At 64.4% G+C, this 22,064-nt stretch carries 19 protein-coding genes; 4 read left to right on the forward strand and 15 right to left on the reverse strand.

Features of this window, described 5'->3' with window-relative positions; genetic code table 11:
- Positions 1-3 precede the first annotated feature (3 nt).
- Both ABIB80_RS11115 and glpD read right to left on the reverse strand, forming a co-directional pair.
- Positions 4-1,143, reverse strand: a complete 1,140-nt coding sequence (locus ABIB80_RS11115) for an ABC transporter ATP-binding protein (protein WP_007595155.1) — start codon at positions 1,141-1,143, stop codon at positions 4-6.
- Entirely contained in the window at positions 1,140-2,690 is a 1,551-nt protein-coding gene (glpD, locus tag ABIB80_RS11120) for a glycerol-3-phosphate dehydrogenase (protein WP_354127401.1), read from the reverse strand. Before glpD ends, ABIB80_RS11115 begins: the two co-directional genes overlap by 4 nt.
- Before the next feature lie 231 nt (positions 2,691-2,921).
- On the opposite strand from glpD, the gene ABIB80_RS11125 reads away from it, so the two are divergent.
- Together ABIB80_RS11125 and ABIB80_RS11130 are read left to right on the forward strand one after the other, a co-directional pair.
- Positions 2,922-3,191, forward strand: a complete 270-nt coding sequence (locus tag ABIB80_RS11125) for a type II toxin-antitoxin system Phd/YefM family antitoxin (RefSeq protein ID WP_007595159.1) — start codon at positions 2,922-2,924, stop codon at positions 3,189-3,191.
- Positions 3,188-3,613: a type II toxin-antitoxin system VapC family toxin gene (locus ABIB80_RS11130; protein ID WP_219684472.1), complete on the forward strand. Its 426-nt coding sequence runs from the start codon at positions 3,188-3,190 to the stop codon at positions 3,611-3,613. The genes ABIB80_RS11125 and ABIB80_RS11130 overlap by 4 nt, the downstream gene beginning before the upstream one ends.
- 2 nt (positions 3,614-3,615) lie before the next feature.
- Here ABIB80_RS11130 and ABIB80_RS11135 read toward each other — a convergent pair whose 3' ends face one another.
- Together ABIB80_RS11135 and ABIB80_RS11140 are read right to left on the reverse strand one after the other, a co-directional pair.
- The gene (locus ABIB80_RS11135) at positions 3,616-4,461 is read right to left on the reverse strand and encodes a DeoR/GlpR family DNA-binding transcription regulator (RefSeq protein WP_354127402.1); all 846 of its coding nucleotides are present in this window, start codon (positions 4,459-4,461) and stop codon (positions 3,616-3,618) included.
- Between the two features lie 90 nt (positions 4,462-4,551).
- Positions 4,552-5,226: an HAD family hydrolase gene (locus ABIB80_RS11140; protein ID WP_007595168.1), complete on the reverse strand. Its 675-nt coding sequence runs from the start codon at positions 5,224-5,226 to the stop codon at positions 4,552-4,554.
- Between the two features lie 153 nt (positions 5,227-5,379).
- Here ABIB80_RS11140 and ABIB80_RS11145 point away from each other — a divergent pair, with 153 nt between their 5' ends.
- Positions 5,380-5,856 (forward strand): nuclear transport factor 2 family protein, encoded by a 477-nt coding sequence (locus tag ABIB80_RS11145; protein ID WP_354127403.1) that lies wholly within the window; start codon positions 5,380-5,382, stop codon positions 5,854-5,856.
- Positions 5,857-6,077: 221 nt separating this feature from the next.
- Here the strand turns inward: ABIB80_RS11145 and ABIB80_RS11150 are convergent, their stop codons facing one another.
- The 10 genes from ABIB80_RS11150 to ABIB80_RS11195 all read right to left on the reverse strand — a co-directional run bounded on the left by ABIB80_RS11150 (position 6,078) and on the right by ABIB80_RS11195 (position 20,242).
- Positions 6,078-6,269, reverse strand: a complete 192-nt coding sequence (locus ABIB80_RS11150; protein ID WP_007595173.1) for a hypothetical protein — start codon at positions 6,267-6,269, stop codon at positions 6,078-6,080.
- A gap of 216 nt (positions 6,270-6,485) precedes the next feature.
- Positions 6,486-6,896, reverse strand: a complete 411-nt coding sequence (locus ABIB80_RS11155; RefSeq protein ID WP_007595177.1) for an acyl-CoA thioesterase — start codon at positions 6,894-6,896, stop codon at positions 6,486-6,488.
- Between the two features lie 37 nt (positions 6,897-6,933).
- On the reverse strand, positions 6,934-9,030 hold the full coding sequence (locus ABIB80_RS11160; protein WP_354127404.1) for a 3-hydroxyacyl-CoA dehydrogenase NAD-binding domain-containing protein: 2,097 nt from the start codon (positions 9,028-9,030) through the stop codon (positions 6,934-6,936).
- Between the two features lie 2 nt (positions 9,031-9,032).
- Positions 9,033-10,316: an acetyl-CoA C-acetyltransferase gene (locus ABIB80_RS11165; protein WP_354127405.1), complete on the reverse strand. Its 1,284-nt coding sequence runs from the start codon at positions 10,314-10,316 to the stop codon at positions 9,033-9,035.
- The gene (locus tag ABIB80_RS11170) at positions 10,316-12,583 is read right to left on the reverse strand and encodes an acyl-CoA dehydrogenase (protein WP_354127406.1); all 2,268 of its coding nucleotides are present in this window, start codon (positions 12,581-12,583) and stop codon (positions 10,316-10,318) included. Before ABIB80_RS11170 ends, ABIB80_RS11165 begins: the two co-directional genes overlap by 1 nt.
- Before the next feature lie 279 nt (positions 12,584-12,862).
- Positions 12,863-13,486, reverse strand: a complete 624-nt coding sequence (locus tag ABIB80_RS11175) for a flavin reductase family protein (protein ID WP_354127407.1) — start codon at positions 13,484-13,486, stop codon at positions 12,863-12,865.
- A 140-nt stretch (positions 13,487-13,626) separates the two neighbouring features.
- A complete protein-coding gene (locus ABIB80_RS11180; RefSeq protein WP_007595185.1) occupies positions 13,627-14,226 on the reverse strand; it encodes a TetR/AcrR family transcriptional regulator in 600 nt (199 codons plus the stop codon).
- Between the two features lie 35 nt (positions 14,227-14,261).
- Positions 14,262-17,399 carry an efflux RND transporter permease subunit gene (locus ABIB80_RS11185; protein ID WP_007595187.1) on the reverse strand — a complete coding sequence of 1,046 codons (3,138 nt, stop codon included), beginning with the start codon at positions 17,397-17,399 and terminating at the stop codon, positions 14,262-14,264.
- A 179-nt stretch (positions 17,400-17,578) separates the two neighbouring features.
- Positions 17,579-18,685, reverse strand: a complete 1,107-nt coding sequence (locus ABIB80_RS11190) for an efflux RND transporter periplasmic adaptor subunit (protein ID WP_219684466.1) — start codon at positions 18,683-18,685, stop codon at positions 17,579-17,581.
- Between the two features lie 222 nt (positions 18,686-18,907).
- Positions 18,908-20,242, reverse strand: coding sequence for an MFS transporter (locus ABIB80_RS11195; RefSeq protein WP_354127408.1), 1,335 nt, complete (start codon positions 20,240-20,242; stop codon positions 18,908-18,910).
- A gap of 78 nt (positions 20,243-20,320) precedes the next feature.
- Between ABIB80_RS11195 and ABIB80_RS11200 the strand changes: the two genes are divergently transcribed.
- Positions 20,321-20,749 carry a ribosomal maturation YjgA family protein gene (locus ABIB80_RS11200; RefSeq protein WP_007595193.1) on the forward strand — a complete coding sequence of 143 codons (429 nt, stop codon included), beginning with the start codon at positions 20,321-20,323 and terminating at the stop codon, positions 20,747-20,749.
- Between the two features lie 92 nt (positions 20,750-20,841).
- Here ABIB80_RS11200 and ABIB80_RS11205 read toward each other — a convergent pair whose 3' ends face one another.
- On the reverse strand, positions 20,842-22,005 hold the full coding sequence (locus ABIB80_RS11205; protein WP_354127409.1) for a winged helix-turn-helix domain-containing protein: 1,164 nt from the start codon (positions 22,003-22,005) through the stop codon (positions 20,842-20,844).
- Between the last annotated feature and the right edge of the window lie 59 nt (positions 22,006-22,064).

A 22,064-nucleotide genomic window follows, 5' to 3' on the forward strand; every position in this document is an offset into this window, starting at 1 on the left:
CCCTCAAGCTTGTTTCTTTGACGCGTTTTCTTCACGCGAACCGCTCGGCACTTCGCTTGAAAACGCTATGGGACCGGGCGCTGCGACCAGGCGGTCGCCAGCGTCGAACACGAAAACGTCGTTGGGATCAAGCACGGCATCGATGGTCTGCCCGGGCTCGAACTCGTGCACGCCGTGCAACACCGCCACCCAGTTCGATCCGTCGCGGGTCAGATGCACGAAACTCTCCGAACCGGTGATCTCGGTCACCGTTACCGTGGCATGGAAGGCGTGGCGGTCGGTCTCGCCATTGGCAAGCGCGAGCTGATGGGCACGAAATCCGACGCGATAGGCGCCGTCCGCGAGCGAGGAATAGAGACCGGACGCCGGCGCGGCAATGCCGCCCGCATATTGCACCGAGCCGTTCTTTTTCTCGATGCCGACGAGATTGAGCGGCGGATCGGAGAACACCTGCGCGACGCGCAAGGTCTGCGGCCGCCGGTAGACGTTTGGCGTCTCGCCGATCTGGAGCGCCTTCCCCTCCCACATGCACACCGTGTTGCCGCCGAGCAGCAGCGCCTCGGTCGGCTCCGTGGTGGCATAAACGAAGATCGCACCGGACGCCTCGAAGATGCGCGGCAGCTCGGTGCGCAGCTCCTCGCGCAGCTTGTAGTCGAGATTGGCGAGCGGCTCGTCGAGCAGCACGAGGTCGGCGCCCTTCACCAGCGCGCGCGCCATCGCAGTTCGCTGCTGCTGGCCGCCGGAAAGCTGGAGCGGCGTGCGCTTCAGGAACGGCTCGAGCCTGAGCAGCCGGGCGGCTTCCGCGACCCGCGCCTCGATCTCGGCGCGCGGCTTGCCCTGCACGCGCAAGGGCGAAGCGATGTTCTCGTAGACCGACAGCGAGGGGTAGTTGATGAACTGCTGATAGACCATGGCGACCGAGCGCTGGCGCACGTCGACGCCGGTGACGTCCTTGCCGTTGACCAGCAGCTTGCCCGATGTCGGCTTGTCCAGGCCAGCGAGCAGCCGCATGATCGAGGTCTTGCCCGACAGCGTCGGCCCGAGCAGCACGTTGAGCGTGCCGCTCTCGAGCGTCAGCGAGACGTCGCGAATGTGCTCGATACCGTCGACAGTCCGGGTTACGTGATCGAGTGCCACTGTCATGAGCGTCCTCCCGCTTCCAGCAGGGGACTTTGCTGCACGGCGTGGGTCCTGATCCAGTCATCAAGCGCCGCGATCTCGTCGGCACTTAGTCGCAGGCCGAGCTTGGAACGGCGCCAGACGATATCTTCGGCGGTGACGGCCCATTCGTTGGCCATGAGGTAGCGGACTTCGCGCTCGGTCAGCGTCGCACCGAAGGCCTGGCCGAGATCGGCCGCCGATTTCGCATCCCCAAGCAGCTTGATCGCCCTCGTGCCATAGGCGCGTGCGAGGCGCCGCGCATGCTCGTGGCTGAGGAAAGGATAGCCGCGCTGAAGCTCGGCGATCAGGCCGTCGACATCGGACACGCCCATGTCGCCGCCGGGCAGCGGCCATTTGCCGGTCCAGCCTTCGCGCGCTTTCGCACTGCGAAGATAGGGCGCGAGCCGCTCCAGCGCCTCCTCGGCGAGGCGGCGGTAGGTCGTGATCTTGCCGCCATAGATCGACAGCAGCGGCACGCCGCCGGGCGTGTCGAGCTCGAACACATAGTCGCGCGTCGCGGCCTTGGCTTCGCTGGCGCCGTCATCATAGAGCGGACGCACGCCGGAATAGGTCCAGACCACGTCATCGGGCGTGACAGGCTTGGCCAGATATTCGCTTGCCGCCGTGCAGAGATACTGGATCTCCTCGGCCGTCGCCTTCACCTTGGCGGGATCGCCGTCATAGTCGCGGTCGGTGGTGCCGATCAGCGTGAAATCGTCCTGATAGGGAATGACGAAGATGATGCGGCCGTCGGCATTCTGGAACATGTAGGCACGGTCATGGTCGTAGAGTTTCTTTACGACGATGTGCGAGCCCTGCACCAGGCGCACCTTGGCTTTCGCGTTGACGCCGGCGCCGCGGCCGAGCACATCCTCGACCCAGGGCCCGCCGGCATTGACCAGCGCACGGGCCCGGATCGACGAGCGCGCGCCGGTCAGCGTGTCGATCATGCTGACGGTCCAGATGCCGTCGGTCTGTTTAATATCGGTTGCGCGGGTCCGGGTACGGATCTCGGCGCCCTTGTCGGCGGCATCGCGGGCGTTGAGTACGACGAGACGGGCGTCGTCGACGAAGCAGTCGGAATATTCGAACGCGCGGCGGTAGCGGTTCGGGATCAGCGGGCGGCCGACCTCGTCGCGCCCAAGGTCGACCGAGCGCGTCGCCGGCAGCAGATGACGGCCGCCGATGTGGTCATAGAGGAAGAGGCCGAGGCGCAGCAGCCAGGCTGGCCTTAAGCCCGCATGGTGCGGCAAAACGAAACGCAGGGGGCGAATGATGTGAGGCGCGATCCCCCAGAGAATCTCGCGCTCGATCAGCGCCTCGCGGACCAGCCGAAACTCGTAGTATTCGAGATAGCGCAGGCCGCCATGCACCAGCTTGGTCGACCAGGACGAGGTCCCGCTCGCCAGATCGTTCATTTCGCACAGGAAAACCGTGTTGCCGCGGCCCACCGCGTCGCGCGCGATGCCGCAGCCGTTAACACCGCCTCCAATAATGGCGAGGTCGAAAATCCGCTCCAACAGACGCATCCCCCGGCGACCGCCCGTTCAATCGAGCGGTTACTTTCGCTTTTGATTAGATCACACCAGAAAACGAAAGCAAGATGAAAGAGGGGAGAAAGGAAGTGAAAGCGGAACTTTCGAGTGGGCATATGGGTGTGGAAATGGGCAGTTCGGGACGGGATTCGCGCAGCATTATTGCTCTTGAATAGTCGTCGACGACCATTATTAGTTACGATAGTCATATTGGTCTTTATCTGCATGACAGAACACAGCACTGCACCAGACTCACCGGCGACTGACTCGTGGACGCTTGCCAACGCCAAGGCCCGGCTCTCCGAGGTGATCGACCGTGCCCAAGCCGGCCCGCAAATCATCACCCGACACGGCAAGCCCAATGCGGTGATCGTTTCCGCCGAGGAATGGGCGCGCAAGACGGCGCGCAAAGGAACCTTGGCCGAATTCCTGCTGGCTTCGCCGCTGCGCAGCGCCGACCTCGAGCTTGAACGCGTGCACGACGAGACGCCGTGAATCTACTGCTCGACACCAACGTGTTGTCGGAGGTCCAGAGGCCGGCCCCTTCGCCGAAAGTCTTGTCATGGCTTGATACGATCGACGAGGATCGTGCGTTCATCAGCGTGGCATCGATCGCCGAGCTTCGCCGCGGCATCGCATTGCTGGAGGACGGCCGTCGGCGCGCAGCATTGGCCGCCTGGCTTGCCCACGATCTGCCGGAGCGTTTTGCCGGGCGCACCCTGCCGATCGACCACGCGGTGGCGGAACGCTGGGGTGACCTCATGGCTCAGAGCCGCAGAAGCGGCGTCGCATTGTCTGTCATGGACGGCTTCTTTGCCGCGACCGCGCTCGCGAACAACCTCATGCTCGTCACACGCAAAGTGAAGGATTTCGCGGTATTCGGCGTGCCGCTGCTGAACCCGTGGGACGACCCATAGTCCTACCTCAGCCGCACCACCGGCGCCGATTCAGGTGCTGCATCCTGCACATCGGCCTGGGCCTCATCGACCTCCGCCCCCTTCGGCATCGCCGCCATCACCTCGATGCCCTTGCCGTGGCAGATGGTGGCGAGGCGCTCAGGCAATTCCTGGTCGGTGACGAAGGTCTGGATCTGGCTGATATGGGCGATGCGCACCGGCGCGCTGCGGCGGAGTTTGGTTGAATCGGCGACCAGCATGACGCTGCGGGCATTGGCGATGATGGCCTGCGCCACCTGCACCTCGCGATAGTCGAAGTCAAGCAGCGCGCCCTCCTCGTCGATCGCGGACGCGCCGATGATGGCGTAGTCGACCTTGAACTGGCCGATCAGCTGCGTCGCGGTCGAGCCGACCACCGCACCGTCGGCGCGTCGTACCGTGCCGCCGGCGACCACCACCTCAATGCGAGGATGGCGGTAGAGCAGCATGGCGACGTTCAGATTGTTGGTGATGACGAGGAGGTCCTCGTGCGAGGTCAGCGCGCTCGCCACCTCCTCGGTCGTGGTGCCGATGTTGATGAAGAGCGAGCAGCCGTTCGGGATCAGCGAGGCGGCCGCGGCTCCAATCGCCTTCTTCTCGTCGGCGGCGACGAAGCGCCGCGCCTCATAAGCGAGGTTTTCCACGCCGGAGGCGATGATGGCGCCGCCATGGATGCGGGTCAGCGAGCGGCGCTCGCAGAGATCGTTGAGATCCTTGCGGATGGTCTGCGCCGAGACCTCGAACCGGCGCGCCAGCTCCTCGACCATGACGCGGCCCGAGGCGCGCGCGATGTTGAGGATTTCGGCTTGGCGATGGGTCAGTCCGGTCACGGCGATGGCCTCAAGTCAGGAAGCTGCATGGTGCGGCGGTTCGCGCGTTCGGTCAATGCGCGCGCCGATCACGGTTAACGGACGAGGTCTTCACCACGCCATCGCAGCGGCGAGGCGCGCGAGCAGGTCCGGGTCGTCGAAGGCGCTGGCGGAAGCGATGGCCCCGGCGGCGACGAGATCAGTATGGCTGAGGCTGGTCCGGATGCCGATGGTCGGAATGCCGGCCGCCGCGGCCGATTGCACGCCGGTGCGGGAGTCCTCGAACGCGATCGAGGCCATCGCGCTGGCGCCGGTAAAGCGCAACCCTTCCTGATAAGGCAGCGGATGCGGCTTTCCGTGCAACAGCTCGGCGCCGATCACGAGCGCCTTGAAACGGTGCGTGATGCCGAGGCCGGACAGCAGCAGCTCCGCATTGAGTCGCGGGGCGTTGGTCACGGCAACCATGGGAATACCGGCCGCATCCGCCCTGTCGAGCAGCGCCATCAGGCCCGGCAGCGGCTCGATCTGTCCGGCGACGAGTTCGCGGAAGACTTCCTCCTTCTCATCGAGGATCAAGGCACGCCGTTCCGGCGCCTCGTCGGGCAGAAAGCGCTCGCCGATCGCTATATTCGCGAAGCCTTGCAGCTCCCTGGAGAAGCGCGCGTGATCGAAGACATGGCCGCGAGGGCCGAGCACCTGGTTGAAGGCCTTCAGGTGCAGCGGATCGGTGTTGGCGAGCGTACCGTCGATGTCGAACAGCAACGCCCTGCCGATAGCCTCGATCATGTCCGTACTTTCCCGATATATGACGCATCAATACGAAAGCCGTATCAATACAGCGCCAATCGCGCAATGACGCACGTGCATGACCACCACGCGACACTCGACAAAGTCGCGCGCGGCTGCAACACTCCATGCAAGATCAAAAAGGAGGAAACGATGACGATCAACCGACGCGATCTGGCTCTCTCGACTCTTGCAGTCCCAGCTCTTGCCGTCTCCACTCTTGCAGTTTCAGCGCTTACGGCACCGGTGCTGGCGGCCTCGGCGGACGAGGAAGCCGTGGCGAAGAAGGTCGAGGCCTTCCGTCTCGCCCAGATCGCGGCCGATCCCAAGGCGCTCGGCGCGCTCTGCGCCGATGAGGTGAGCTACAGCCATTCCAGCGGCAAGGTCGAGGACAAGGCGACCTTCGTCGCCAACGCCACCGACGGCAAATCCAAATTCCTGTCGATCGAGTACAAGGACCCGACCATCAAGGTCGTCGGCCCCGCCGCGATCGTGCGTTTCCACTGGGTGGCGGAACAGGAGATGGCGGCCGATGGGAAAAAAGTGCCGACCAACCTTCACATCCTGATGAACTGGCAGAAGCAGGGCGACGACTGGAAGCTGCTCTCGCGGGCGGCGACGAAGTTGTGATGCTTCCCCTCTCCCCTTGCGGGAGAGGGTGGCTTCGCGAAGCGAAGTCGGGTGAGGGGTTTCTCTCCGCAGATTGATCTCTCGCATTGGAATTCGCGGAGACGATCCCTCATCCGGCGCTTCGCGCCACCTTCTCACAGGGGGAGAAGGGAAGGCAGAGTTCGCGGCAAAAGATTCCCACCTCTCGCGCCACGCCCGGCCCGGAATGACCAGCGGGAGGACTAAGCCGCTTCCTTCACGTCACCGTTAACCAGCTTGCGCGCGGCGCGCTCGGCTTCGCGGGCGTTGCGGAAGAGCTGGCCTTCGAGACGGTTAAAGCGGTTGGATGAGGCGAAAAAGCAGTAGCCTCCCTGGGAACGAACGACGATACCTGCGGTCTGCGAATCGACTTCGATGATGTAGCTGTCCGGCATGGTCCGTGGATTCCTCAGTGCGGGCAAATAACGGCAGTTCTGCCCAAAGGTTCCTGGGCATTTTGACGCCGTTTCCACCCCGGATCGACACGGGATCGAGTACGCCGGGACCTCATCCGTTTTATGACTGGTTCTTGGCAAAGCCGCGGCGCCGTGACTCAGTCGCGCCGCGTTTGGCGGTGCCGCACTTGAGATGGGACGCAAAGTCGCGCGCGATTACGTCGCGATTGGTGGATCGTTTCTCTGGATCGTTTGCGGACGGCCGTCCTCGTCGATCGAGACGTAAGTGAAATTGCCGTCGGTCACCAGGATCGGCTGGAGCTCCCTGCGCCGTAGCGCCCAGGCTTCGAGATGCACGGTCATCGAGGTGCGGCCCACGCGGACGAGATTGGCATAGACCGAAACGAGATCGCCGACATAGACCGCCTTGCGGAAATTCATCGCCTCGATGGCGACGGTCACCGTGCGCGACTTCGCGACCTTTGACGCAAACACGCCGCCGCCGACGTCCATCTGGCTGAGCAACCAGCCGCCGAAGATGTCGCCGTTTGCGTTGGTGTCGGCCGGCATCGCCAGCGTGCGGATGCAGAGATCGCCGCCCGGCCCGGCATTGGCTTGCTCGTTCATGCCGCTCTCACTTGAAGATTGCTCACTTGAAGATTGCTCACTTGAAATTATCCCAGCCCGGATCCGGCGCAAAGCGCTCGCCGAATCTCCCGGCCAGCGCGCGCAAGGTGGATACGACATGATCGACGCCACGCGTGCGCGCATAATTCAGCGGACCGCCACGGAACGGTGCATAACCGGTGCCGAAGATCATGGCGCCGTCGACCATGTCGGCGTCATCGACGATACCCTCGCGAAGCGCCGCAACGCAGACATTGGACATCGGCAGCACCAGGCGGTCGATCATCTGGTCGGTGACGCGCGGACCGGTCTCGGGCAACGGCGCCTTCTCGGCCTTGCCGTCGCGCCAGACGTAAAAACCCTTGCCGGTCTTGCGGCCGAGTTCGCCCTTGGCGACCTTCTCCCGCAGCCAGGCCGGCGTCGGCGGCAGCAGATCGCCGAACTTGCTACGCAGCATGTCGCCGACGTCGAGACAAATGTCGAGCCCGACCTGGTCGGCCAGTTCGATCGGTCCCATCGGCATGCCGAACTGCTCCGCGGCGGCGTCGATCAGGCGCTGGTCGATCTTCTCGTCCAGCATCACCATCGCTTCCAGCATGTAGGGCGTCAGCGCGCGGTTGACGAGGAACCCCGGCGAGCTCTTCACCGACAACGGCAGCCGATCGATCGCGCCGACGAAAGCGAGTGCCTCCTTCAGCACCTGCGTATCGTTACCGTCATGGCTGACGACTTCGACCAGTTGCAACCGCGACACCGGATTGAAGAAGTGAAGGCCCACCAGCCGCTCCGGCCGCGCCAGCATGGTGCGCAAATCCCGGAGCGGAATGCTCGAGGTGTTGGTCGCGAGAATCGCGCCCTGCTTCATTCGCGGCTCGAGGCCGGCATAGACCTTCTGCTTGAGTTCGAGCTTCTCCGGGACAGCCTCGATGATGAGATCGGCGTTGCGGACGCCCTCCCCGTCCATGTCGGGGATCAGGCGATCGAGCGCGTCGCGGACATCGGTAGGTTTCCGAATGATCTTGCCAAAAAGATCAGCGGCGCGCTTGACGGCGCCCGCTATCGGCTCCGCCTTCATGTCGGCGAGCGAGACGCGCAGCCCCTGCCCCGCGCACCAGGCCGCGATGTCGCCGCCCATGGCACCAGCGCCGATGACGTGGACATGCTTGATCGTATTGCCGCTCCCAGCCGCTTTCTTCATCTGCTCGCGCAGGAAGAACACGCGGATCAAGTTCTGCGCGGTGGGCGTCACCATCAGCTTGGCGAACGAAGCCTGCTCTGCCCTGAGCATCGCGGCCTTGCTGCCGCCATGGGTCTCCCAGAGATCGATCAAGGCATAGGGCGCAGGATAATGCTCGCGGGACGCGGCCTTCGCCGCCTCCGAGCGCATGCGCCGGGCCAGCAGCCCGCGCACCGGGCCGAAATTCGCCGCACGCGTCAGAAAACCCGGCCGCGCCCGCTTGAGCCGGCCGAACAGTGCGTCCCTGACCGCATTGCGAACGTGGCGCTCTTGCGTCACCGTGTCGACGAGCCCGAGCGATCTGGCGCGGCGGGCATCGATGGTGCGGCCGGTCAGCATCAGGGCCATCGACTGGGTCGGATTGACCAGCGCGGTGAAACGCGCGGTGCCGCCGAGACCGGGATGCAAGCCCAGCATCACCTCCGGGAAGCCAAAGCGCGCGCCGTCGATCGCGATACGCGATTGGCAGGCGAGCGCTACCTCGAGCCCGCCGCCGAGGCAGAAGCCGTGGATCACCGCGACGGTCGGCAGCTTCAGCGCTTCCAGATGGTCGACCACCGCATGGGCAGCGCGGATCCGCGTCTCCACCATTGCGGGATCGCTGGCGCCGCGGAATTCGTTGACGTCGGCGCCGGCAATGAAGCCGGACGGCTTTGCGGAGCGCATCACGAGGCCCGCCGGACGCTCAGTCTCGATCGCCGCGAGCACGGCGTCGAACTCCTCCATCACGTCGGCGGACAGCGTATTGGCGCTGGCATCGGCACGGTCGAACAGCAGCCAGGCGACGCCGTCGGCATCGCGCGTCAGCTTGAAGTTCTTGTAGGGACTGTCTGACGCCGGCTGGGGCCCGAGCGAGAGCATGCGATCGCCGAGCGCAGTCATGATCCTGGAATCCATGGTCACACCGCCTCGATCAGCATGGCACCGCCGAGCCCGCCGCCGATGCATTCGGTGGCAACGCCACGCCGCGTGCCGAGCCGCTTCATCGTGTTGACGAGATGCAGCACGATGCGATTGCCGGAGGTGCCGACGGGATGCCCAAGCGAGATAGCGCCGCCGTCGACATTGAGTTTTTCGCGGTCGATCTCGCCGGCGGCGCCGTCCAGCCCCAAAATCTCGCGGCAGAATTTGTCGTCATTCCAGGCGGCGAGACAGCCGAGCACTTGGATGGCGAAGGCCTCGTTGAGCTCCCAGGTCTGGATGTCCTGGATGGTGAGATCGTTGCGCTTCAGTAGCGGCGTCACCGACATCACAGGACCAAGACCCATGATAGCAGGATCAAGTGCGGCCCAGTTGCTGTCGACGATGACCGCCTTCGGCGTCAGCTTGTACTTGGCGACCGCGTCGTCGGACGCCAGGATCACCCAGGACGCGCCGTCGGTGATCTGCGAGGAATTGCCGGCAGTGACCTGGCCCCAGGGACGCTCGAACACCGGCCTCAGTTTCGCGAGCGTCTCGGCTGTCGAGTCCGGACGCACGCCATCATCATGGTCGAAGAATTTTCCGTCGCGGGAGAACGCGGTTTCGACTTCGCCCTTGAGAAAACCTTCCGCCTGCGCATGCGCGAGCCGGCGATGGCTCTCGGCGGCATAGGCATCGGACTGCGCGCGGGTGATGTCGAAGAGATGGCCGACGACTTCGGCGGTCTGGCCCATGTTCAGGTCGGTAATGGGATCGGTCAGCCCGCGCTCCAGGCCGATGATCGGCTTGAGATAGCGCGGCCGCAGCTTGAAGGCCGCGGCAAGCTTCGCGGCGACGCCCTTGGCGGTGGCGAGCCCGGCAAACCAGCGCACGCCGGAATTCGGCCACACCAGCGGCGCGTGGCTCAAGGCCTCGGTGCCGCCGGCGAGGATCATGTCGGCATGGCCCTCGCGGATGTAGCGATAGGCGGTGTCGATCGACTGCATGCCGGAGCCGCAATTGATCTGCACGGTGAAGGCGACCATGTCCTCGCCCATGCCGAGCCGGAGTGCTGCGACGCGGGCCGGGTTCATTTCGTCAGCGATCACGTTGACGCAGCCGAGGATGAGCTGATCGAAGGTATCAGGCGAAAACGGCTGGCGCGCCAGCAGCGGCCGGCCGCATTGCACCGCGAGATCGACCGGCGTGAACGGCCCCGGCCCCGAGCGCGCCTTCAGAAACGGCGTGCGGCTGCCGTCGACGATGAAAACCGGTCGTGCCATCAGCTCGCCGCCCTCTGTTCACCGAGTTCTTGGAAGAACTGATGCACGTCGCCGGTTTTCTTGTAAATCGGGGACAGCGCCTCCGGCGCAAAATCGTCGACCTCTATCACCTTTGTCACCGCTTCGCGGGCCGCGGCCAGCTGCTCGCCCTCTGCCTGCGTGATCACACCCTTGGCCACCGCATCCTTCCAGTCGCTCATGTGAGCCGCGCGCATGCGCCTGGCGATGGCGTCCGTGGCCGCGACCAGCTTGAACGCGCGCTCCAGCCGGGCGAAGCCGCCATCGTCATCGACATAAGCGAGGTCGGGCGTGAGGCGGTCGCGCGCTGCCGACGGCTCCAGCACGAGGCTCGCGCATTGATGCACGACCCGGTCGGAGGGACCCAGCACGCGAGCGCCGAAGGGCTGGACCACGAGCTTGAGGATGCCTGCGACGAAGCGGTTCGGCAGATTGGCGAGAATCTCAGCAAGCCGGTTCTCGATGGTCCGAAAGCCCGTCGCCATGCACCATTCGAGCGCGGCAAAATCTTCCTTCTGCCGGCCCTCGTCCTGCCAGCGTTTGAGCGCGGCCGAGAGCAGATACAGCTCGGACAGGATGTCCCCGAAGCGCGCCGACAGCATCTCCTTGCGCTTGAGCGCTCCGCCGAGCGTCAGCAGCGCCATATCGGCGCAGAGGGCAAACGCCGCGGAGTAGCGCGAGAGCTGACGATAGAAGGGCCTGGCGTCACCCGCATCGGGTGCAAGCGCGAAGACACCAAAGCTCCAGCTCCGGCCGAACGCGCGCAAGAGTGTCTCGAAGCTGTGGCCGACATGCTTCCAGAACACCTTGTCGAAGGCGGTGAGCCCGCGCTCGCGATCGGCATCGGCAAGCGCATTCATCTCGTCGAGCAAATAGGGATGGGCGCGGATGGCGCCCTGCCCGAACACGATGAGATTGCGGGTGAGGATATTGGCGCCCTCGACGGTGATGCCGACAGGAACGGCACGGTGGAGATTGCCGAGATAGTTTTGCGGGCCGTCGATCACGGCCTTGCCGCCATGGATGTCCATGGCGTCGTCGACCGCGGTGCGCATCCGCTCGGTCGCGTGCAGCTTCATGATGCCCGAGATGACGGCAGGATGGATGCCGGCATTCAACGCCGCGCAGGTCAGCCGTCGCGCCGCGTCGAGCTGATAGGCGGTCGCGACGATGCGCGCGAGCGGCTCCTCGACGCCCTCGAACTTGGAGATGGAAATGCCGAACTGCTCGCGGATGCGGGCATAGGCGCCGGTGGTGCGCGCGGCATAGGCGGCGCCGGCGGCGGAGAGCGACGGCAACGAGATGCCGCGGCCGGCGGCGAGCGCCGTCATCAGCATCTTCCAGCCCTGCCCCAGCCGCGCCTGGCCCCCGATGACGTAATCGAGCGGAATGAAAACGTCGCGGCCCCAATTCGGGCCGTTCTGGAACACCTGCATCGACGGCAGATGGCGTTTGCCGATTTCCACGCCGGGAAGGTTGGTCGGGATCAGCGCCACGCTGATGCCGAGCTCTTCCTGATCACCGACGAGATGATCGGGGTCATAGGCCTTGAAGGCGAGGCCAAGCAGCGTCGCGACGGGACCGAGCGTGATGTAGCGCTTGTGCCAGTTGAGCTTCAGGCCCAGCACCTCCTGGCCCTCGAAGGTGCCCTTGCAGATGATGCCGGTGTCGACCATCGAGGCGGCGTCGGAGCCGGCCTCCGGGCTGGTGAGGCCGAAGCAGGGAATGTCGCGGCCGTCGGCAAGACGCGGCAGCCAGCGCTGCTGCTGCTCCTTGGTGCCGAAGTGCATCAGGAGTTCGCCGGGGCCGAGCGAGTTCGGCACCATCACCGTCACCGCGGCGGCAATCGAGCGGGTCGAGATCTTGCGCACCACTTCCGAATGCGCATAAGGCGAGAAGCCGAGGCCGCCGAACTCCTTCGGAATGATCATGCCGAAGAATTTCTCGCGCTTGATGAAGTGCCACACGTCGGGCGGCAGGTCGCGCCATTCCCAAAAGATCTTCCACTCGTCGAGCAAGGCGCAGAGCTCGTCGACCGGGCCGTTGAGGAAGGCCTGCTCCTCTTCGGTCAGCGTTGCCTGCGGAATCTTCAGCAGCTTCGACCAATCAGGGTTGCCGGTGAAGAGATCGGCGTCCCACCAGACGTCGCCGGCCTCCAGCGCCTCGCGCTCGGTGTCCGACATCGCCGGCAGCACGCCGCGCGCCCAGGAGAAGATCGGCTTGGTCAGGGTGTCGCGGCGGAAGCTCATGGCGGACCTCATGCATCGGCGCGGTGATCGGGCATTTTAGCGGAAAGTGGCCGGCGGAGGTGAACACTTCACCTGCGAAAAGACGCGAATTGACGCGGCCGGGCAGCCGCCCAAGGGCCATAACGGCCGAGGCGTGGTGGCAGTTCCGGGAGGGATGTCATTCCCGGGCGCGCGAAGCGCGAGCCCGGAATCCATGGTGCGGCAGCGCTGGTCGATGAATGGATTCCAGGTTCGCGCCTAACGGCGCGCTCCGGAATGACGGGATGGAGAGAGAGGCGCCTAATCCGGCCGCACCATCTCGAACATGTTTTCCGGCTTGATCTCGAAATAATCCCCGCTGCGGCCGGCCCGGACGATCGGGCGGGCGGCGGCGGTCTGGTAGACGCCGTCCTTGATCATGGCCTTGTCGATGTGGACGGCAACGACCTCGCCGAGCGTCAGCCAGGCATTGGCTTCCTTGCCGTTGGCGCCCTTGAGCCGGACGATGTCGGACACCTTGCACTCGAAGGCGACGGGACTCTCGCCGACGCGCGGCACGTTGACGAGTCTGCCGGGCACGGCAGTGAGGCCGGCAACCTCGAACTCGTCGACCTCAGGGCCGACGTGCGCCGCAGTCGCGTTCATGTGCCTGGCCAGGTCCATGGTGGCCAGATTCCAGACGAACTCCCCGGTCTGCTGGATGTTCGCGACCGTGTCCTTCCAATTGGTGGAGGAGAAGCCGATGATCGGAGGGACATAGCAGAACGCGTTGAAGAAGCTGTAGGGCGCGAGATTGACGTGGCCCTTGGTGTCGCGCGACGAAATCCAGCCGATCGGTCGCGGCGCGACGATGGCGTTGAAGGGATCGTGCTTGAGGCCGTGGCCCTTGGCGGGCTCGTAGAAGTGCAGGTCTTTGTCGGTCACGCGCTGTTTTCCTGGTCCTTGTAGCCCGGATGGAGCGAAGCGTAATCCGGGGCCGCAGCACAACGCTGAACCATCCCGGATTGCGCTTTGCTCCATCCGGGCTACGTCGGCCTGCTTATAGGAGGAAATCCGTCGCCGCGTCAGTGGCGCGGGGACAATCCCGCGATGACGAAATCGATCATCTGGTCGATGGTCGGGCCCGGCTTGGTCGCGCACTGGGCGATCATCTGGGGGTGGAAAAACCGCATCATCGCGGTGCAGGCGCAGAGCGCGGCCAGTTGCAGGTCCGGCGCCTCGAACTCGCCGGACGCCACGCCTTGCGCGATCATCTGGCCGATGACCCCGGCAATACACTCCATGTGGTTGACGCAGACATCCCAGTCCTCCTGCATCGCGATCTCGACCATCTCGTGCAGCTTATTGTCGCCGACATAGCGTTCGGTGTTCATGCGATTGATGGTGGTGAGCAGCTCGCGGAAGCGCGGCGTTACCGGACCGGGCCTCGCCACGATCCGCTGCGCTTCCAGCTCGACCTCGCCCATCAGCGAGCGGGCCACCGCCTGATGAATCGCCTTCTTCGATTCGAAGAAGCGATAGACGTTGGCGGGGCTCATCTTGAGCTCCTTGGCGATGTCCCCGACCGTGGTCTTGAGATAGCCGATCTGGCGGAACAGCCGCTCGGCCACCTCGAGAATACGATCCCGGGTGTCGCCTTCGATATGTTCCGAAACCAGTGTCATCTGTCAGGACTCGTCAATCAGCAGTTCATCTTCACTTATTCAGCCGCCTCAGCAAGCGGAATTGCGTTCTGGTCATCGCTCCCATGCTGCGGCGCGGCAGGTTGCTCGGGGGTGCCCGCCTCGTCCAGGCTCTTGCGGAACCAGAGGGCGTAGAGGCCCGGCAGGTACAGCAGCGTGAGGAAGGTCGCAACGAACAAGCCGCCCATGATGGTGATCGCCATCGGCCCCCAGAACGCCGAGCGCGACAGCGGGATCATGGCGAGGATGGCGGCAAGCGCCGTCAGCACCACCGGACGGGCCCGGCGGACAGTCGCCTCCACGATCGCCTCACGGCGGGTCAGGCCATGCGAAACGTCGGTCTCGATCTGATCCACGAGGATGACCGCGTTGCGCATGATCATGCCGGCAAGCGCGATCAGGCCGAGCAGCGCCACGAAGCCGAACGGGGCGTTGGCGAGGTTGAGCCCGAAGGAGGCGCCGACAATGCCGAGCGGTGCGGTCAGGAACACCAGGATCAGGCGCGAGAAGCTCTGCAGCTGGAACATCAGCAGCGTCAGCATCACCATGACCATCAGCGGGAAGAGAATGAAGATCGAGGCGTTGCCCTTGGCGGATTCCTCGAACGCGCCGCCCGCCTCGATGCGGTAGGCCGGCTCGAGGTTGTCCTTGATTGCCTTCAGCTTCGGCGCGATCTGGCCGGTGACGTCGGGCGCCTGCACGCCGTCGACGACGTCGGAGCGCACGGTGATCGCCATGTCGCGGTTACGCCGCCACATGATCGGCTCCTCGTGGGCATACTCGATCTTGGCGATCTGCTGCAGCGGCACGGCCACGCCGTTACGCGAGGTGATGGTGAGATCGCCGACTGCGCCGAGGTCGAGCCGTTCAGACGAGACGGCGCGCGCGACCACGCCGACCTTTTCGATGCCGTCGCGCACGGTCGTCACCTGTGAGCCCGAGATCAGCATCGACAGCGCCTGCGACACGTCTTGCGGGGTCAGGCCCATGGCGCGGGCGCGATCCTGGTCGACGACGAGCTTGAGGTAAGGCGACTGCTCGTTCCAGTCGAGCTGGACGTCCTTGACACTCTTGTTCTGCCGCATGACGTCGCGGACCTGGTAGGCGATCTCGCGCACCTTGTTGGCATCGGGTCCGATGACGCGAAACTGCACGGGGAAACCAACGGGGGGACCGAAATTGAAGCGGTCGACGCGCACGCGGGCCTCGTTGAGCGCGCCGTCGGCAACGGCGTTTTCAAGCTTGGCCTTGATGCGCTCGCGCGCCTCGACGCCCTTTGCGACGATGACGATTTCGGCAAAAGCCTCGTTCGGAAGCTGCGGATTGAGGCCGAGCCAGAAGCGCGGCGAGCCCTGCCCGACATAGGCCGTGTAGGTCTCGATATCCTTGTCGTCCTTGAGCATGGTCTCGGCCTTCTTCACCGCCTTTTCCGTGACGTTGAAGGCGGTGCCCTCGGGCAGGCGGAGCTGGAGGAACAGCTCGGGGCGCTCGGACAGCGGGAAGAACTGCTGCTGGACGTGGCCGAAGCCGACGATTGAGGCGATGAAGACGCCGACGGTCGCGGCCACCACCGTGATGCGGTGGTTGACGCACCACTGCACGATGGCGCGCAGGCCGCGATACATGCGGGTCTCGTAGACCGCGTGCGGATCGTGATTGTGGTGCACCTTTATGTTGGGCAGCAGCATGACGCCGATATAGGGCGTGAAGATCACCGCCACGAACCAGGACGCGACCAGCGCGATCGCCACGATCCAGAAGATGCTGCCGGCATATTCGCCGACCGCGGAATTGGCAAAGCCGATGGGGAGGAAGCCAGCGGCCGTGACCAGCGTTCCCGTGAGCATCGGAAACGCAGTGGATTCCCAGGCAAAGGACGCCGCACGCATGCGGTCCCAGCCCTGCTCCATCTTCACCACCATCATCTCGACGGCGATGATGGCGTCATCCACCAGCAGGCCGAGCGCGATGATCAGCGCACCCAGCGTGATGCGGTGCAGATCGAGCGACATCGTGTTCATGACGACGAAGACGATGCCGAGCACCAGGGGCACCGACAGCGCGACCACGATGCCGGTACGCCAGCCGAGCGCCAGGAACGACACGAACAGCACGATGACGAGGGCTTCCATGAAGGAGTGCACGAATTCGCTGACGGCGTGCTCGACCACCTTGGGCTGGTCGGCGATCAGCTTGATGTCGACGCCCTGCGGCACCGCCTTCATGAATTCAGCCGTCGCCTTCTCGACCTCCTTGCCGAGATCGAGGATGTTGGCGCCCTTGGCGGTGACGACGCCGATGCCGATCGCGGCCTTGCCTTCCTGGCGCACGATGAAGCTCGGAGGGTCGACATAGCCATGGGTGACGGTGGCGATGTCGCCGAGGCGGAACACGCGGCCGTTGCTCTCGACCGGAGTCTCCGCGACGGCCTTGGCGCCGTCGAGCGCACCGGTGACGCGCAGCGGCACGCGCTGCGACGAGGTCTCAACCGTGCCGGCCGGCGTCACGTTGTTCTGCTTGGCGAGCGAATCGAACAGCGCCTGCGGCGTGATGCCGAGGGTGGCGAGCTTGGCATGGCTGAATTCGACGAAGATGCGCTCATCCTGGTTGCCGTAGACGTCGACCTTGGTCACGCCCGGCACCTTCAGGAGGCGCTGACGGAAACCCTCCGAGACCTTCTTGAGCTGGGCGTAGTCGGCGCCGTCGCCGGTCATCATGTAGAGGATGGAATCGACGTCGGAGAACTCGTCGTTGACCACGGGTCCGAGAATCCCTGCGGGCAACTGGCCCTGCACGTCGGCCAGCTTCTTGCGCAGCAGATAGAAGAGATACGGAACGTCCTTCGGCGGCGTGGAGTCGCGGAAGGTCACCTGGAGCGCAGTGAAGCCGGGCTTGGAATAGGTCTGCACCTTCTCGAAGTAAGGCAGCTCCTGGATTTTCTTCTCGATGGGATCGGCGACCTGCGCCTGCATCTCCTGCGCGGTCGCGCCCGGCCACAGCACGGAGACGTTGACCACCTTCACCGTGAAGAACGGATCCTCGGCGCGACCGAGCTTCTGATAGGAGAAGAACCCGGCGACGCCGAGGATGAGCATCAGGAACAGGATCAGCGTCGGATGGCTGACGGCCCAGGCCGAAAGATTGAAGCGCTTCATCGCACTCTCCAAAGATGATCCGGTTGCAAAAAACGACAGCCACTCTGTTCAACGCGTCGTCGCGAGGCAGCGAAGCAATCCAGGGGGCTGGGCAGGTTCTGGATCGCTTCGCCGCTTCAGCCAAAGCATTTGCGCTCGGGCCGAAACTCACCTCACACGACGCAACTCGTAAACGAGACTTAAAAGGACAGTGACGAGACGATCCGCACCCTCTGGCCCGGATCGAGCTTCTGAACGCCGAGGGCGACGATCTTGGCGCCCTCTTCGACACCGCCGGTGATGACGACGTCGTTGCTCTCATAGGACTTCACCGTCACCGGCTTCAGCGTGACCCCGCCGTTGTCGTCGACGACGTAGAAGGACGGTTTGCCGCCTTCGTTGAACAGTGCCGACAGCGGCAGCCGCGCAACGCGCTCGGTCGCAGCGTCCGACAGCGTCAGCGTCGCGGTCATGCCGAGCGAGACCTTGTCGTCGGCCTCGGGCAGCGAGAACTTGGCGAGATAAGTGCGTGTCGCAGGATCCGCGGTGGGCGCGATCTCGCGCAGCTTGGCCGTATATTTCTTGCCCGGCTCCGACCAAAGAGTGACGCTGGCGGCGCCCGATTTGGCACGTCCGACCAGCGTCTCAGGGATCGCGACGACCGCTTCCTTCTCGGCAAAGCGGGCGACACGGATCGAAGCCTGGCCCGCGGCGACCACCTGGCCGGGCTCGATCAGCGTTGCGGTGACGACGCCGCGGGCGTCGGCGTTGAGCGTCGCGTAGGAAAGGGAATTGTTGGTCAGTTCGACCGAGCGCTCGGCCCGGTTCAGGCGGGCACGTGCCTCGTCGGCGGCGGCGCGGCTCGAATCCAGCTGCGCGTCGGTGGTCCAGCCCTTGGCCTTCAAATCCTTGGCGCGCTGCTCGGCGGCGGCGGCCTGGGCCAGCACGCCGGTCGCAGCGGTCTGCTCGGCGACGGCTTGCTCGGCCTGGAGCTTCAGATCGACCTCATCGAGGACCGCGAGCGGCTGGCCGATTTCGACGGTCTGGCCGACTTCGACCAGACGCTTGGCGACCTTGCCGGCGACCCGAAAGCCCAGATCGCTCTCGATCCGCGGCCTAATGGTGCCAACGAAGCTGCGCTCGGGCTTTTCGGCATCATAATGGGCGGTGGCGACAAGAACCGGCCGCGGCGGCTCGGCCTTTTCAGCGACGGTGTCATTGCACCCAGCGAGGGCGGCAGCCATCAGCGCCAGCGAAACACCGGCCAAGAGCCTCGAATAGCTGGACAAAACGGAGCGGACGAACATCGGAGGACACTCCCTCGGCTGCAATGAGAGGAATGTCGACTAATCACTGATAAAAGTCAATAATCGTCAGTCATCAGGAATCTGTGATCGTTAAGAGGTGGTAACCTCCGCGGGCTGCCCCTGGCGGAAGCCTGGACTGTTCGAAGAAAGCGTCGCGCCGCAGGTCCCCCAGAGGGCCGCGTGGAAATAGGCCCTGGCTTTCGCGGAGGCGACATTTCGAGGCTATCGCCGCCCCTGCTCCGCGAACTCGTGCTTGCTTTCGTGACCGCCGATGAAGACCAGGATGCCGGCGATCAGCGGCAGCACCGCGAGCACGAGCAGTCCGGTCGAGGTCTGGCCGGTGGCTTCCTTGACCCAGCCGATCAGATAGGGCCCACCGAAGCCGGCGAGATTCCCGATCGAGTTGATCAAGGCGATGGCACCGGCCGCCGCCGTGCCGGAGAGCCAGGCGGTGGGCAAGGTCCAGAACACCCCGAAGCAGCAGAACACGCCGATCGCGGCCACCGTCAGCACCATCATCGTCAGGGTGGGGTCGGTGAGATAGGAGGAGACGCCGAGAGCGACGGCGGTGAGCAGCAACGGCGCGCCGACATGCATCACGCGCTCGCGCGTGGCATCGGAATGCCGTGCCCACAGGATCATCGCGATGGTGCCGAACAGATACGGGATGGCGGTGACGAAGCCGGTCTGGGCGTTGGTGAGGCCGAACGCCTTGACGATCTGCGGCAACCAGAACTGCATGCCATACAGCGCGCCAACGAAGCCGAAATAGACCAGGGCGAGCATGATCACCTTCGGTGAGGTCAGCGCCTCACTGAGCGACAAATGCTTCACCGCCTGCTTGGCCGCGATCTCGGCATCGAGCTTGGTCTTGAGCCAGGCCTTCTGCTCGGCCGAGAGCCAATCCGCCTTCTCCGGCCTGTCGGTGAGATAGAACCAGGTGACGATGCCGAGCAGCACAGACGGAATGCCCTCGATGATGAACAGCCACTGCCAGCCCTTCAGGCCCATCGCGCCGTCGAGGCCGAGCAGCAGGCCCGAGACCGGCGCGCCGATCAAGGTGGAGACCGGCACGGCGATGGCGAAGGCCGCGAGGAAGCGGGCGCGGTATTCGGCCGGATACCAATAGGTGAGATAGAGGATGATGCCGGGGAAGAAGCCGGCCTCGGCGACGCCGAGCAGGAAGCGCAGCACGTAGAAGCTCGTGACGCCGCTCGTGAGCGCCATCAGCGCCGAGATGATGCCCCAGGTCACCATGATGCGGGCGATCCAGCGGCTGGCGCCGAACTTCTCCAGCGCCAGATTGCTCGGCACCTCGAAGATGAAATAGCCGATGAAGAAGATGCCGGCGCCCCAGGAGAAGATCAGCGGCGTGAATTTCAGCTCGGCATTCATGGTCAGCGCGGCGAAACCGAGATTGACGCGATCGAGATAGGAGAAGAAGTAGGCCAGCACCAGGAACGGGATCAGTCGCCAGGAAATGGCGCGGATCGTCGAGGTCTCGATTTCCGACTTGGCTGCGCCGGTCGAACCGGCATAGGTCGTGGTCTGGCTCATGGCTTCCCCCGGGTTGTTGCTTTTATGGGCTGATCCGGGGTTTTGAGCATCGCCGCGAAAGAGTCAATGGAGCAAGCAATGCACGAGGCACAACCGGTCAAACCCATTGCACCGCTTCGGACATCGCTGATCCGCGCCGGTCTGGCGCTGGCGGTTATTGCCTGCGGACTGTCGCTGCGCTGGTACGGCTTTCCGATCGGCCTGCCGGCCTTCGTGGTGAAGTACGGCGGCTCGCTGCTATGGGCAACGATGGTGTTTCTGCTGGTCGGCGTTTTGCTGCCGCGGCTGCCACGGGCGCAGATCGCAGCCATCGCAATCGCGATAGCGGTCGTGGTCGAATTCTCCCGGCTGGTGCACATGCCCTGGCTCGACGCGTTCCGGCTGACCACGGCCGGGGCGCTGCTGCTCGGGCGCATCTTCTCGCCATGGAATTTGCTGGCGTATGCGGTTGGGATTGCGTTCGGCGTTTGGATTGATCGGCTCGCCAGGGTGCGGACGGTGGGTTAGCGCAGCGTAACCCACCACTGTTTGTCTCCGCGGAAGTGAAAGAGGTGGATTACGCTTCGCTAATCCACCCTACAGACCGACGAGGGCGCATTTCACTCCGCCAATTGAAACTTCTCAAACCGATCGAGCTCCTCCTCGATCTTTTGCTTGAGCTCCTTGCGCCCCGCGGCCTTCTTTCCCTCACCGACCCAGGTCCATTTCCGCATCAGCAGCTTCTTCGCTTGCCGGTCGGTCTTCAGATCGAGCGCCGCGACGATCTCGTCGCCGACCAGTACGGGCAGCGCGAAATAGCCGAGCTTGCGTTTGGCTTTCGGCACATAGGCCTCGAACAAATGGTTGTAGCCGAAAATGAGATTGGTGCGCTTGCGCTGGATGATCAGCGGATCGAACGGCGAGAGGATATGGACGAGGTCAGGTGGCGCGCGCTCGCCCGGCTCGAGCGCAGAAGGCAGTGCCCAGTGCTCCTGCTTTCCGGCACTCTCGATGGCGACAGGCACGAGATCGCCACGGCGGACGCGCGAGCCGATCAGGGCAGCCACCGCCGGCTTGCGCGGCGCGTCGAGATGGCAGACCGAATCGAGGCTCACGACACCTTGCGATCGCAGCGCGCGATCGAGCAGATAGGCCGTAATGTCCCTTGCCGAGGCCGGCTTCGGCAGCTTGTCCCAGCCGAAATGGCGCGTCATCAGCTCATAGGTCTTGAGCATGCCCTGGCGCTCGCTGACGGTCACGGCCCCCGTATAGAAAGCGAGCTGCAACGCCCGCTTCGAGGGTTTTCGGCTTTGCCACAGATGCTCCTTCTCGGTGAGCACGTCGTCCTCGATGTCGCGGATCGTCAGCGGGCCGGCGCGCACCAGCCGCATCACCTTGCGCATGTCGGCAGGCTTCACCGAGGCGAACCATTTGTGCCCCTCGCGGCGGTGCTCGCGCATCGCCGGCAGGAAGAAGCGGAAGTCGCCGGCCGGCACGTAAGAGAGCGCATGCGTCCAATATTCAAACACGCTCTTGTCGACGCTCTGGGCGTGGCGCAGATCGGCGCGGCGGTAAGACGGGATGCGGCTGAACAGGATGTGATGATGGCAGCGCTCGATCACGTTGATGGTGTCGATCTGCACATAGCCGAGATGGGCGACCGCGTCGGCGACGGCTTGCGCGCCGTCACCGAACGGCGCGCGCTCGTCCAGCCGCTGGGCATGAAGCCAGATTTGCCGGGCCTGTGTCGTGGTGAGTGGAATCGGTTTGGGCGCGCGGGACATTGCGGAATGCAGTGTAGCGGGATTCGCATCCAGGCAAGAAGCCGATCAAGGAGCGGACA

The sequence above is a fragment of the Bradyrhizobium sp. i1.15.2 genome, assembly GCF_040548425.1.
In the GTDB taxonomy this organism is placed as follows: domain Bacteria; phylum Pseudomonadota; class Alphaproteobacteria; order Rhizobiales; family Xanthobacteraceae; genus Bradyrhizobium; species Bradyrhizobium canariense.

What these genes read in the sequence shown, in the direction of transcription:
- ABIB80_RS11115 (WP_007595155.1), bottom strand. Translation starts at nt 1,143, where the DNA reads ATGACAGTGGCACTCGATCACGTAACCCGGACTGTCGACGGTATCGAG.
- glpD (WP_354127401.1), bottom strand. Translation starts at nt 2,690, where the DNA reads ATGCGTCTGTTGGAGCGGATTTTCGACCTCGCCATTATTGGAGGCGGT.
- ABIB80_RS11125 (WP_007595159.1), top strand. Translation starts at nt 2,922, where the DNA reads ATGACAGAACACAGCACTGCACCAGACTCACCGGCGACTGACTCGTGG.
- ABIB80_RS11140 (WP_007595168.1), bottom strand. Translation starts at nt 5,226, where the DNA reads ATGATCGAGGCTATCGGCAGGGCGTTGCTGTTCGACATCGACGGTACG.
- ABIB80_RS11145 (WP_354127403.1), top strand. Translation starts at nt 5,380, where the DNA reads ATGACGATCAACCGACGCGATCTGGCTCTCTCGACTCTTGCAGTCCCA.
- ABIB80_RS11150 (WP_007595173.1), bottom strand. Translation starts at nt 6,269, where the DNA reads ATGCCGGACAGCTACATCATCGAAGTCGATTCGCAGACCGCAGGTATC.
- ABIB80_RS11155 (WP_007595177.1), bottom strand. Translation starts at nt 6,896, where the DNA reads ATGAACGAGCAAGCCAATGCCGGGCCGGGCGGCGATCTCTGCATCCGC.
- ABIB80_RS11160 (WP_354127404.1), bottom strand. Translation starts at nt 9,030, where the DNA reads ATGGATTCCAGGATCATGACTGCGCTCGGCGATCGCATGCTCTCGCTC.
- ABIB80_RS11165 (WP_354127405.1), bottom strand. Translation starts at nt 10,316, where the DNA reads ATGGCACGACCGGTTTTCATCGTCGACGGCAGCCGCACGCCGTTTCTG.
- ABIB80_RS11170 (WP_354127406.1), bottom strand. Translation starts at nt 12,583, where the DNA reads ATGAGCTTCCGCCGCGACACCCTGACCAAGCCGATCTTCTCCTGGGCG.
- ABIB80_RS11180 (WP_007595185.1), bottom strand. Translation starts at nt 14,226, where the DNA reads ATGACACTGGTTTCGGAACATATCGAAGGCGACACCCGGGATCGTATT.
- ABIB80_RS11185 (WP_007595187.1), bottom strand. Translation starts at nt 17,399, where the DNA reads ATGAAGCGCTTCAATCTTTCGGCCTGGGCCGTCAGCCATCCGACGCTG.
- ABIB80_RS11190 (WP_219684466.1), bottom strand. Translation starts at nt 18,685, where the DNA reads ATGTTCGTCCGCTCCGTTTTGTCCAGCTATTCGAGGCTCTTGGCCGGT.
- ABIB80_RS11195 (WP_354127408.1), bottom strand. Translation starts at nt 20,242, where the DNA reads ATGAGCCAGACCACGACCTATGCCGGTTCGACCGGCGCAGCCAAGTCG.
- ABIB80_RS11200 (WP_007595193.1), top strand. Translation starts at nt 20,321, where the DNA reads ATGCACGAGGCACAACCGGTCAAACCCATTGCACCGCTTCGGACATCG.
- ABIB80_RS11205 (WP_354127409.1), bottom strand. Translation starts at nt 22,005, where the DNA reads ATGTCCCGCGCGCCCAAACCGATTCCACTCACCACGACACAGGCCCGG.